Raw genomic sequence first — 12,883 nt, forward strand, 5'->3', positions numbered from 1 at the left:
AGCAGGAGCCGACAGGCCGTTCCTGCTCTCCGGGTCGTAAAGACCGGGTGCGCAGCATACAATGCCGGCTTCAGAATGCAAAAGACGATGACCCGGATTCCGCCATGATCATTCCTGTCATTCTTGCCGGTGGTACAGGCACGCGCCTGTGGCCGCTGTCTACCCGTGATTGCCCCAAGCAGTTTCTGCCGCTGCTCGATCCTGAACGGTCGCTGCTGCAGCAAACCCTGCTGCGCGCGCTGGATCTGTTACAGCGGCTCGGCCAGCCAGCGGTTGAGCCCATTATTGTCTGCCATGAGGCGCAGCGTTTTCTCGCCGCCGAACAATGCCGGGCGCTGAATATCCGTGCGCAGATTGTGCTGGAAGATGAAGGGCGCAATACCGCACAGGCGCTGGCGCTGGCGGCGCAGCATCTGGCGCACCATTCACAGCACCTGGCGCATAATTCACAGCAGCCCAGGGAATATCGTGAACAGACGCTGATGCTGGCGATGCCCGCTGATCAGACGCTGAGCGATAACGCGGTACTGGCGCAGGCGATTGTGTCGTTGCAGGCACAGGTTAGTCAGGGCGCCGCCGGTATTTTTGGTATTGAGCCTGAATATGCCGCAACGGGGTTTGGCTATTTACGTAAAGATGCGGGCGGGCAGGTTGTGGAATTCCGCGAAAAACCCGATGCAGACACCGCTGCACAATGGCTGGCGGCTAATACCCGGCAACAGGCAGGCTGGTTATGGAACAGCGGCATTTTTTTCTGGCAGGTTCAGGCTTTTTTACAGCGCCTGAGCGAATATCAGCCAGCGCTGTTTGCTGCAACGCAGGAAGCGATGGCACAGGCGCAGCAGGATCTCGATTTTATCCGCCCGGCTATCAGGCCTTTGCAACAATGCCCGCATTTACCCGTGGATATTGCTCTGCTTGAACCGCTCAGTGCGATTGCGCAGGCGGTGGTTGCGGCACCACTGGTTAACAGCGGCTGGAATGATATTGGTAACTGGCAGGTTCTCAGCGAACTGGGCGAACTGGGCGAGGCCGATGCACAGGGAAATGTTGTGCACAACAGCGCAGCCGCTCACGGACGTTTTCAACACAGCCGCAATAATTATCTGCACAGCAGCAGCGGACGCGATATTGCGTTATTGGGTGTGCAGGATTTATTAGTAGTGGATACCGCCGATGCACTGCTGATTGCGCATAAAGATCAGGCCCAACAGGTGGGTTCACTGGCACCTGCCGCCAGCGCGGGTAAAACAGAACCACGGCTGGTGTATCGCCCCTGGGGCAGTTATGAAGTACTGCATCCGGGCGACGGTTATAAAATCAAGCGTCTGCGGGTAAAAGCCGGTGGGCGTTTATCGCTGCAGCGTCACCGTTTTCGCGCCGAGCACTGGGTAGTGGTGCGCGGTGAAGCAACGGTTATCCGCGAGTGCGCCGGTGTGCGCACAAGCGAAGTTCTGCACGCTAACGAATCTACGTTTATTGCGCTGGGCGATATTCACTCGCTGGAAAATAACGGCGATATTCTTCTGGAAATGATTGAAGTGCAGTCCGGAGATTATCTTGCTGAAGATGATATCGAACGGCTGCAGGACGCTTATGGCAGAAAATAAACGTGGCCGTGGATAAAAACAGCAGCAGGCAGGTATCAGCAACAGATGGCGCTCATATGACACAGGTTTTACTGGTAGAAGATGACCCGCAATTAAGCCGCGATGTGGCTTTTTATTTAACCCAGGCCGGTTATCAGGTTGAAGCCATTGACCGTGGCGACTGGGCGATGAGCCATCCGGATGTGCATAACGGCCGTTTTGATCTGGCCGTGCTGGATCTTGGTCTGCCGGGCGCGCCGGGGTTACAGGTTTTGCAGCACTGGCGCGCCCACGGAATTTTATTGCCGGTATTAATTCTGACTGCGCGCAACAGCTGGCAGGAGCGGGTCGATGGCCTGAATGCCGGTGCCGATGATTATCTGGGTAAACCCTTCCGTAAAGAAGAACTGCTGGCCCGCCTGGAAGCCATGCGCCGCCGTCTGCAGCAGGATGGCCAGTTACGCTTAACCGTTTATGGTCTGACACTGGATGAAGAGCGGCAAAAAGTTATGCTGAACGAACAGCGGCAGGAGCAGGAGCTGACCGCTACCGAATTCAGTATGCTGCGCCTGTTAATGCAAAAAGCCGGAAAACCGGTTTCCAAACAGCAGTTGCTCGACAGCCACTATGGCTGGCAGGAAGAAAAAGATGACAATCTGGTGGAGGTTTATATCCGCCGTCTGCGGCGTAAAATCGGCGAGCAGCGTATCCGCACCCTGCGTGGTCAGGGTTATGTATTACAGCAGGGGGATAACTGATGTGGTCTCTGTCGGCGCGTCTGTTGCGCTATATGGTCAGCGGTCAGATGCTGGTGCTGTTGTTTATGTTGCTGGCCGCCGGTATTGCACTGAATATTGCCGCACAGGATTACTTTAAAAGCCGCCTCGAACATGACCGTGATTTATTGCTGAATGAGCTGAGCTGGACCGGCCCGGTACCCGAAATTGAGCATGAGCATTTAACTCCGGTCTTTAATCAGCCCTTTTCCGGTCATTATTTTCAGATCAACAGTGACGATGATTTACTGCTGTCGGTTTCGCTGCAGGGCATCAGGTTGCGCGATGAACATATTCACGATGTGAAAGAAGGCGAGCCGCAATGGCACTGGCAGCCGTTTGAGCAGGGCCAGTATTTATATGTTCTGAGCCAGACCCTGAAGCAGGGTGAGCGCCACCTGCATGTGCAGGTGGGTGAGGATTTTCAGCCAATTATTAATGCTTTTCTGCATGCGTTTTTCTGGCTTGCCGGTTTATTCTCATTGCTGCTGACGGGGCTATTCCTGTGGCAGCGGCGTTTGCTGATGCGTACGCTTAAGCCTTTCAGTCAGATCAGTAATCAGCTTAAACAGCTGGCACAGCAGGATATTGATCAGCTGCCACCACCGGATATGCAGGAGCTGACCGGGCTGGTAAATGAAATTAATGCGCTGGGTGAGCGCACCCGTGAACGGCTTAACCGTGCCCGTCTGGCATCGGGCAATTTATCCCATTCATTAAAAACCCCGCTGGCAATTCTGGCTAACCGCCTGAGCAATATGCAGGAACAGAACGGCGATACGGAACAGCAGGACCTGACTGAGGCGCGGGAGCTGGTCGAACGCATGGGGCAACAGATTGATAACGAAATGAAGCGCGCGCGTATCGCCGGGCTGATGAGCCGGGCACCGAAAATTGAGCTGAATGAAATGTTTGATCAGTTGCTGCTGACCCTGAAAAAGCTCTATCCGCATATTCAGTTACAGTGTCATATGGCAGCCGCAATCCGTTATCCCGGCGACCGTGAAGATATCATCGAACTCTTCGGTAATTTACTGGATAACGCCTGTAAATGGGCGCAGACCGCTGTCGACGTGGATATCCGTGTGGCTGAGGGGCAGCTGCTGGTCTGTATCAGCGATGACGGGCCGGGAATTGCAGAAGAAAAAATTCCCGGACTGATTAATCCGGGCGAAAGGCTGGACGAATCGGTTAAAGGCTATGGTCTTGGTCTGGCCATTGTCAGCGATATCGTGGCGCAGTATCAGGGCAGGCTGCAGTTAAAAAACCGGCCGTTAAATAACGGCCGCGGAGGTTTGCAGGTAACTGTTACTCTGCCGTACTGACATACGGGTTTAATGCGCCGCAGGCCAGCAGTGGCTGCAGCCAGTAATGAATATCGTACTGTGGGAAAGCTCCGGCCAGCTGTTGCAGCAGAGTATCTGCCCGTTGCGGCGGCAGATGCAGGCTGATTACTGTGCGTTTCTGTTTTCCCTGAATCTGCTCACTCAGGCTTAACTGCTCGTTGCGGTTACTGTGACCAAAAGCCTGCCACGAGGTAAAGCCGGGCAGGTTCTGTTCCAGTAACCAGTCAGCAATCGCTTCTGCCTGCTGTGGCCGGGTAGAAAGGGTCAGCAATACATCAGTCATCTTATTTCTGCTCCAGAATAAAGCGGCGGTATAACACCGGCAGCACATAGAGGGTCAGCAGGGTTGAGGTAAATAAACCGCCGATCACCACAATGGCCAGCGGCTTCTGAATTTCACTGCCGGGGCCGGTGGCGAATAATAATGGCAGCAGACCAACGGCACCGGTGGTTGCGGTCATTAATACCGGACGCAGGCGGCGCACCGCGCCATCCCGTACTACCTGTAATCCCTGTTGCCCAAGGTTCAGTAAATGGCGGAACTGATCAACCAGCACCACGCCATTCATCACGGCGACGCCCAGCAGGGCAATAAAGCCAACCGATGCCGGAACCGATAAATATTCACCGCTTAACCACAGGGCAATAATGCCGCCGATTAATGCGAAAGGAATATTGGCGAGAATCAGCAGCGCTTCATCCAGCCGGCCAAAGGTGGTGAATAACACCAGTAATACCAGAGCAATGGCGACCGGCACCATTAACCCGAGGCGGGCATTGGCCCGTTGCTGATTTTCAAATTCGCCACCCCAGGACAACACATAACCTGCCGGCAGCCTGATGTTTTCCGCAACCCGCTGTTGTGCGCTGGCAACAAAATCACTCAAGGCCACGCCGCTGACATTAACGTTAACCAGTGCAAATCGCTGACCCTGCTCGCGCTTAATTAATACCGGCCCCTGCACCTCTCGTGCGCTGACCAGTGCCGATAAGGGGACGGCCTGACCATCGGCGCTGGCCATCGTCAGCTCATTCAGTAACTGCTCAACCTGCAGCCGGGTTGGCTGACGCAGCAGTAACGGAACCTGGCGGTCGCTGAAGACCACGTCGCCGCTGTTAATACCTTCCAGATAGCTGCGCAGGGTTTGCTGTACGTCTTCAACGTTAAAGCCAAAATGAGCAATACGCGGGTAATTATTTTCCAGCTGCAGATAGTGCATACCATCGGCCTGTGAAACCATAACCTCGCTGACGCCGGTCAGATTTTTCATTTCATTACCGATCTGGTCGGCCAGACGCTGCAGTTCGGCCAGATCGCTGCCAAACACTTTAATGGCAACGTCACCACGGGAACCGGAAATCATTTCTGATACGCGCATATCAATGGGCTGGGTAAAGCCGTAATCAACACCGGGAAACTGTTCCATCACGGTGCGGATCTGGTCTTTGATGGCGTCTTTATTTTCTGCCTGCCACTGATCGCGTGGTTTCAGTTGCAGGAACATATCGGTTTCATTCAACCCCATCGGGTCCATACCCAGATCGTCGGAACCACTGCGGGCAATAATCCGCTCGATATCGCTGACTGCTGCCAGCATGGCACTCTGAACTTTCAGGTCGATGGCGGCGGACGCCTGTAAGTTAATGGTGGGTGTTTTTTCCAGCTGTACAATTAAATCGCCTTCATCCATCTCCGGCATAAAGGCTTTGCCGGTCTGCAGGTAAGCCAGTATGGCCAGTACAATGGCAACCGCCAGTCCCAACATAATAGGTTTAGGATTCTGTAAGGCAGCCGACAGGCTGGATTCATAACGGCTTTGCAGATGCACGATCCAGCCTGGGGTGCTTACCTTGTTTTCGTTGATGGCAAGGGTGCATAACACCGGGATCAGTGTCAGCGATACCAGCAGACTGCTGGCCATGGCAAACATAATGGTCATCGCTACCGGCGCGAATAATTTACCTTCCAGCCCCTGCAGGGTCACCAATGGCGAAAATACCAGAAGAATAATCAGGGTGCCGGAAATAATAGGCACCATCACCTCTTTAATAGCGCGGAAAATAACATGCATACGCGGCAACGAGCGCGAGCCCTGCTGTAATTGCGTGACCGTATTTTCAACCACTACAACAGCACCGTCGACCAGCATACCAATGGCAATTGCCAGGCCGCCCAGACTCATCAGGTTAGCGCTCATACCGAAGTAATCCATGATAATAAAGGTCATCAGGGCAGACATCGGCAGGTTAACCGCCACCACCATGGCGACCCGCACGTTACCAATAAATAAACCGAGCAGAATAATTACCAAAGCAACGGCAATCCATAAGGCTTCTGATACGGTATTAACGGCACGTTCAATTAAGTTGCTGCGGTCGTAAAACACATTAATGCTGAGTTCTGCTGGCAGGCTGGGGCGCAGTGTATCGAGGGCTTCACGTACACCGCTGATTACTTTCTGGGCGTCAGCGTTTTTCAGTGCGACGACTAAGGCCTGAACTGTTTCACCCTTTCCGTCTTCGGTAACCGCGCCATAACGGGTCATGGATGACAGCGAAACGGTGGCAACATCGGCAAGACGAATGGCGCTGCCGTTATGCCAGCGGATAATGCGGTTTTCCAGATCCTGCAGGCTCTGAATGCGGCCACCACTGGAAACGATAATAGATTCTTCACCGCTGTCGATGCGTCCGGCGCCGTCGTTACGGTTATTGCTTTGCAGAAAATTGTGCAGATCCTGTAATGTCATTCCGGCGCGCGCCAGTGCCAGTGTATCCGGTGCCACCTGATAGGCTTCGACCCGGCCGCCGAGGGCATTAATATCGGCCACACCGGGCACCGTGCGCAGCAACGGTCTGATCTGCCAGTCGAGGATACGGCGTTTTTCGGCAAGCGATAACGGGCCGTCCAGAGTAAACATAAATAATTCGCCCAGTGGCGTACTCATGGCGGCAATGCCACCGCTGATACCCTGAGGTAAATCCGGCCATATTGCCGCCAGGCGCTCGGCAACCTGCTGTCTGGCCCAGTAAATATCGGTGCCACCGGTAAAGTCGACGGTAATATCGGTGATGCCGTATTTTACCACCGAGCGCAGAATACTCTGGTTGGGAATACCCAGCAGTTCGACTTCGATTTTCCGTGTGACGCGGGTTTCAAGCTCTTCCGGTGCCAGCCCCGGTGCTTTAATAATAATTTTTACCTGAGTCGGAGAAATCTCCGGGTAGGCATCAATACGCAGATTCTGAAAGGTATTCAGTCCGGCCAGAAAAACCGCAACGCTGATAACAATAATCAGAATGCGCTGTTTTAATACGCCCTGTAATAATGCGGATAACATTTATTCGCTCTCCATACTTTGCCAGAGAGCTTTCAGCGCCGCCGTACCACTGATGGCAATTTCACGGTTTTCCAGTGCCATGTCCTGCAGTAATAAACCACGGTTACCGGCAATGAACTGCTGCAGTTCGGTTACCTTCAGTCCATCAGGTGTGCGGATAAATACCCAGGATTTATCGTTATGGCGTACCCGGGCGGCAGCTTCTGTTGGCCAGCCGGAAACCTTTGATGGAATATCAATAATCAGACTACTGCCCGGTATCAGATTATCTGCCTTGAGCCATACTTCAGTCTGTGCGGCTGCATTCTGTACGCTGCCGATACTCTGAACCGTCGCCTGCTGCTGTGTGGCAGAAATATTAAGGTGTTGGCCAATACTCAGGTTATGCAACAGATGCTGAGGCACCGAAAGGCGTAAGCGCAGCGCATTTTCCGGCCAGAATTCTGCCAGGGAGTCACCGGCCATAAAATGCTCGCCGGGCTGATGTTTTATGGTAATCAGCCAGCCACTTTCCGGCGCTTGCAGAGCATAATCGGCATCGCTGGCGTTTTGCCATTGCGCAGGAAGATGCTTCAGAATCTGTGCGTTAAGTTTTTTCTGATCATTCAGCTGCTGGCATTGCAGTTGTTGTTCCTGTAAATCCAGACGAGAGGTCAGGCCACTTTTATTCCGCTCCCGCATATCACTGAGACGCTGATTACACAGGCTGGCCTGTTGCTGTAAACGCTGGTTGCTCTGAAAAAAATCCAGTACATCGTGGCTGTGCAGTAATGCCAGAGGTTCTTTTTCAGTAATAAAATTACCCGTTGTGGCTTGCCATTCTTCCAGTCGTCCTTCGAAGGGCAGGCTGATGTTTTCCGCCTGACCGGGAGCAACAGTACTGATTGCCGGCAGGGATGCCAGCACCACCTGATCCTGTTTTCCCAGTGTCTGAAAGCGTACTCCCAGATTGTCCAGCTGCTCGTTGCTGATGGTCAGCTGTGTGGTAACGGGCATATTTTCAGCAAGGCTGGTCTGAGTGCTGGCCAGTAACAGACTGACGGCCAGTAACGGATTAATGTACAGACAGCAGAATTTCATAACAGGGGCTCCTGTAACTGAGCAGAAAAATTAACAACGGTTGTGCTGAACAGGTTCATAGCGAATATCCCTGTAACAGATTCCACTGGCTGATATTGCGCAGATATTCAATCCGCGCTTCATCGGCCTGTTGTTGCAGGCGCCAGATGCTGGCCTGAATCTGCAACCACTGAAAACCTGACAGGCTGCCGCGTTGGTAAGCCTGATACTGGCTCTGATATTGCGCGCTGGCCTGCTGGCTCATGTCTTTTAATTCGTTCATACGTTGTTGTTGCTGCGGCAGGGTTGTCGCCAGAACATTGCGCTCGTTCTCAAGCTGTTGGCGTGTACGCAGCCATTCGCTGTGGCGATTACCCAGTTCGCGTACTGCGTTGCGGCGTTCGCTGTAATTGCTGCCGCCAAAATCAAAGCTTATTCCGACTTGCAGGGCATCGCTGGCTGGCTGAGCATTCACCGCCTGCTGATGTTTTACGCCCAGACTTAAACGCGGATTGAGCGTATTTTTCTGCTGGCTGCGTAATTGCGCATCGGATAGTTGTTTTTGTATCTGCAATAACTGCAGTAACGGATGGTTATCCAGCGGTTGTTCCGGCAGGAGAGTGAAAGACCAATCGCCAGGTAATTCCGTCAGCGCTGTCCACTGTTGCCACTGCTGCTGCAGGGTCTGTTGCTGGCGCTGGTTCAGCAGCTGCTGATTTTTAAGCTGCTGATATTGCTCCTGCAGGGTAAGGCGATCGGCAGCCGGACGTTCGCCCTGACGGATTAATAAATCCAGCCACTGCAATTGTTGCTGCATTGCTGCCAGGCGGCCCTGAATTCGTTGCTGACTCAGGTTGAGGCTCTGCCAGTCCCACCACCAGGTCTGTAATTTTCCCGCCAGCTGCCAGCGCAGCAATTGTTGATAAGCCAGGCTTTCATTGCCTGCTGCTTGCTGATAATCGCGCTGACTCTGCATTAAGCCCGGACGAGCGAGGGGAAGCTCCAGCCGGGTTTGCCATTCTTCGGCACTGCCGCTGGCATCATTGCCCTGCTGATAATCGACGGCAATGGACGGGGCTGCAGCCAGCCAGCCGGGCAGGCGCCGGTTGTTAATATCGTTTTCTGCCGGCAGATACTGTTGTTCCGGCAGCTGTTGCCAGGCCGCTTCGAGGCTTTGCTGAAAGTTACCGCCCGCCTGAACCCCGATTGCTAATGGCAATAAAAGCAGGGCAGCGAGAAAGCGCTGCGGCTGAATATTCTTCTGCTCCATAAAGTGTTCTCCGCTGAATACCGGAGGCAACATAGCGGCACAAGCTGAAACGAAACTGAAAAAGGCCGCTTTTCATGTAAAGCAGCGTCAGAGTTGTTAATGATTCTGTTTAATTATCCTCGCGGGATAAGAATCATTCTGATCAGAATATCCGGGCAGGTTTTGAGTGGCGGTTTCAGAGTGGTAGGTGCGGAAGCAGAATATAAAGTAATTTCTCGTTCCTACGCTCTGCGTGGGAATGCAACTGTGCCAACAAGGGCTACCACGCAGAGCGTGGGAGCCAGGTGAAAGCAGAATATAAAGCAATGCATCCCGGTAAACCGGGATGCAGGATCAGAGGTTATTAATCTTCGCGCAGTTTCCACTGCGAGAAAAACGGATACAACAGCGGCAATACAAACAGCGTCAGGAAGGTCGCCGTTACCAGTCCGCCGACAATCACACTGGCCAGCGGCTTCTGAATTTCAGCTCCCAGTCCGTTTGACATCAGCATCGGAATTAATCCCAGCGCTGAGGTCAGTGCGGTCATTAATACCGGACGCAGGCGTGATAGGGCACCGTTAAATACGGCATCCTGCAAGGTATGTCCGGCGGCAAAGCGCTGGTTAATACTCTCGACCATCACCACACCATTTAACACTGCCACGCCAAACAGGGTGATAAATCCGACCGAGCCGGGCACCGATAAATACTGGCCGGATAACCACAGCGAGAAAATTCCGCCAATAACCGCCAGCGGCACATTCAGCAGAATCAGCAGCGCCTGGCCGACCGAGCCAAAGGCGAAATACAGCAACAGGGCAATTAATCCTAATGACAGCGGTACAATCATCATTAAGCGTTGCTGCGCGCGTTGCTGATTTTCAAACTGGCCGCCAATACTGACGGCGTAACCCGGCGGTAATTGCAGCTGAGTGTCGATGGCGTTACGGATATCGGCCACCACACTGCCCATATCGCGGCCTTCTACGTTGGCCTGAATTACCAGTCGCCGCTGCACGTCATCACGCCGTACCTGTGGCGGCCCGGAGGCAAATTCCACCGTGGCAACATCACCGAGGCGGACGATGGCACCGGAGGGTGAACGCAGGCGTAAATCAGCAATAGCGGCAGCGTTGTCGCGGAACTCCTGCTGCAGGCGCACATAAATATCGTAACGTTCGTTACCGTTAATAATCTGTCCGGCACTGGTGCCACCCAAGCCATCGCGTACCAGAGTCAGTACGTTATCCACCGACAGGCCATAGCGCGATAAGGCATCGCGTTTTGGGGTAATGACCAGTTGCGACTCTCCGGCAATCTGTTCCATGGCGACATCGCGGGTACCGGCAATGGTTTTTACCAGCGTTTCGATCTGCTGCCCCTGCTGTGCCAGAACGTCCAGATCCGGGCCGAATAATTTTATGGCCAGCTGGGCGCGAACACCAGACAGCAATTCATCGACGCGGGTGCCGATTGGTTGGGAAAAGTTAAATAACAGACCGGGGAAAACTTCGAGTTTTTCTTCCATTAAACGCTGCAGCGCCAGACGGTTATCGGCTGACTGCCATTCGCTGCGGGGTTTTAAGCCGATATAAATTTCGATATTACTGACCGGCTCCGGATCGCCGCCCAACTCCGGCCGGCCGATACGGCTCATAGCGTAATTTACTTCCGGAAACTGCAGTAATAAGGCTTCCAGTTTCGGCGCAACACTCAGTGCGGTTTCTAAGCTGGCAGAGGGTGCCAGAGTAACGCGCAGGTTAATGGTGCCTTCTTCCAGTTCCGGAACAAACTCGGTGCCAAGGCGCGGAGCAATAATCACGGCGGCCAGCAATAATACTCCGGCCAGCAACATCACCCGGCGTGGAAAACGCAAAGCCTGAGTGAGCAGGTGGCGATACAGCTTTTCCAGTGGCTGCAGTAAGGGGCTGGGTTTGGCGGTTACCGCTGTGCGGAACATAAAGGTCGCCAGTGCCGGAACAACAATAAGGGCGACCAGAACGGCGACCAGCATGGCGAGCATGATGGAAATGGCCATAGGCTGGAACAGCTTGGCCTCAACTCCCTCAAAACCAAACAGCGGTAAAAACACCAGCAGAATAATACCGGTGGCAAAAAATACCGGGCGCGCCACTTCGGCAGCGGCTTCCTGAATACGCAGGCTGATGCTGCCCTTGTCGGCATCGGGGTTGTGTTGCAGATGGCGGAACATATTTTCCACCATCACCACTGAACCATCGACCAGCATACCAATGGCAACGGCAATTCCGCCGAGTGACATCAGGTTGGCCGATAAGCCATACCAGGACATCAGCATCAAGGCGATGGCGACCGATATTGGAATCGAGATTAATACCAGTACCGTGGCGCGCAGATTCATCATAAACAGCGCCAGTACAATCAGAATAAACACAAAGGCCAGTGCCAGTGCATTGACTACCGTACTGACGGCCTGTTCGATTAATCCGGCCTGATCGTAAATAACCTCAAAGCTGACGCCTGTGGGCAATGCCCGATTAATCAGGGCAATCCGTTGGTGAATACCGTCGATGGTGGCTTTGGTATTAGCGCCCATACGCTTAAGTACGATACCGGACACAACCTCGCCGCCGTTATTCCGCTCACTGTTATTTGGGGCGCTGTTATTTTGATCATAGCTGCGGCTGAAGGTGACAGCACCCTGACGGATTTCACTGCCGAAGCTGACCTCGGCCACATCAGCTACGGTAACGGCGACGCCATCAATTACCCGCAATGGAATCTGCGCTAATTGTTTTAAACCCTGTTCACCACTGTCGAGCCAGCCGGTGCCACGGATCACCAGTTGTTCCTGACCACGGTTTAAATACCAGCCGCCGACATTGCGGTTATTGGCTTCCAGTGCATCGATCACATCCTGCTGCGATAACTGAAACGCCAGCAAACGGTCAGGATTTAAATTCACCTGATACTGGCGCACATCGCCACCAAAGGACAACACATCGGTCACACCATCAACCGGCATTAACAGCAGTTTTACCAGCCAGTCATTCAGGCTGCGCAGTTGCATCAGGTCGTAACCTGAGCCGGGTTCGGCCTGCAGTACATACTGGAATATCTGCCCCAGACCGGAGGTATTCGGCCCCATTTCCGGAATACCAGCGCCCTGCGGAATAAATTCGCGCGCGGCCTGCAAGCGCTCGAACACCAGCTGGCGGGCAAAATAAATATCAGTACCTTCGTTAAACACCACGGTAATTCCGGACAGCCCGGTTTTGGAAATGGAGCGCACTTCGGCCACGCCGGGCAGGGCGTACATTACCGCCTCAATCGGGTAGGTAATGAGTTTTTCCACTTCTTCGGCGGCCAGTCCCGGCGCCTCGGTATTAATGGCTACCTGCACGTTGGTAACGTCGGGAAAGGCATCGAGGTTCAGCTTCGGCAAAGCGAAAGCGGCAGCAATACATAAACTGGTGATGGCAATCAGCACCAGCAGGCGGTTAGCGACCGCCCAGCGGGTCAGTAACGTAAACATAGTTTT

8 protein-coding genes are annotated in these 12,883 nt (G+C 53.6%); 3 read left to right on the forward strand and 5 right to left on the reverse strand.

What is annotated here, in order from left to right; genetic code table 11:
• The first annotated feature begins 104 nt into the window (after positions 1–104).
• Genes LGT44_RS16970 through LGT44_RS16980 form a run of 3 tightly spaced genes read left to right on the forward strand, consistent with a single transcriptional unit; the run spans position 105 to position 3,690 of the window.
• Positions 105–1,610, forward strand: a complete 1,506-nt coding sequence (locus tag LGT44_RS16970) for a mannose-1-phosphate guanylyltransferase/mannose-6-phosphate isomerase (RefSeq protein WP_230332097.1) — start codon at positions 105–107, stop codon at positions 1,608–1,610.
• A gap of 56 nt (positions 1,611–1,666) precedes the next feature.
• The gene (locus tag LGT44_RS16975) at positions 1,667–2,347 is read left to right on the forward strand and encodes a response regulator transcription factor (RefSeq protein WP_225692909.1); all 681 of its coding nucleotides are present in this window, start codon (positions 1,667–1,669) and stop codon (positions 2,345–2,347) included.
• Positions 2,347–3,690 carry a sensor histidine kinase gene (locus LGT44_RS16980; RefSeq protein WP_230332098.1) on the forward strand — a complete coding sequence of 448 codons (1,344 nt, stop codon included), beginning with the start codon at positions 2,347–2,349 and terminating at the stop codon, positions 3,688–3,690. The genes LGT44_RS16975 and LGT44_RS16980 overlap by 1 nt, the downstream gene beginning before the upstream one ends.
• Here LGT44_RS16980 and LGT44_RS16985 read toward each other — a convergent pair.
• The 5 genes from LGT44_RS16985 to LGT44_RS17005 form a co-directional block, all read right to left on the reverse strand.
• Positions 3,674–3,994: a DUF3240 family protein gene (locus LGT44_RS16985; RefSeq protein WP_230332099.1), complete on the reverse strand. Its 321-nt coding sequence runs from the start codon at positions 3,992–3,994 to the stop codon at positions 3,674–3,676. The two genes, LGT44_RS16980 and LGT44_RS16985, sit on opposite strands and share 17 nt — an antisense overlap.
• A gap of 1 nt (position 3,995) precedes the next feature.
• Positions 3,996–7,052: an efflux RND transporter permease subunit gene (locus tag LGT44_RS16990; RefSeq protein WP_230332100.1), complete on the reverse strand. Its 3,057-nt coding sequence runs from the start codon at positions 7,050–7,052 to the stop codon at positions 3,996–3,998.
• Positions 7,053–8,132 carry an HlyD family efflux transporter periplasmic adaptor subunit gene (locus tag LGT44_RS16995; RefSeq protein WP_230332101.1) on the reverse strand — a complete coding sequence of 360 codons (1,080 nt, stop codon included), beginning with the start codon at positions 8,130–8,132 and terminating at the stop codon, positions 7,053–7,055.
• Between the two features lie 55 nt (positions 8,133–8,187).
• Positions 8,188–9,381, reverse strand: coding sequence for a hypothetical protein (locus LGT44_RS17000; RefSeq protein ID WP_230332102.1), 1,194 nt, complete (start codon positions 9,379–9,381; stop codon positions 8,188–8,190).
• A 343-nt stretch (positions 9,382–9,724) separates the two neighbouring features.
• Positions 9,725–12,877, reverse strand: coding sequence for an efflux RND transporter permease subunit (locus LGT44_RS17005; RefSeq protein ID WP_230332103.1), 3,153 nt, complete (start codon positions 12,875–12,877; stop codon positions 9,725–9,727).
• Between the last annotated feature and the right edge of the window lie 6 nt (positions 12,878–12,883).

The sequence above is a fragment of the Thalassolituus alkanivorans genome, assembly GCF_020447205.1.
In the GTDB taxonomy this organism is placed as follows: Bacteria; Pseudomonadota; Gammaproteobacteria; order Pseudomonadales; family Oceanobacteraceae; genus Venatoribacter; species Venatoribacter alkanivorans.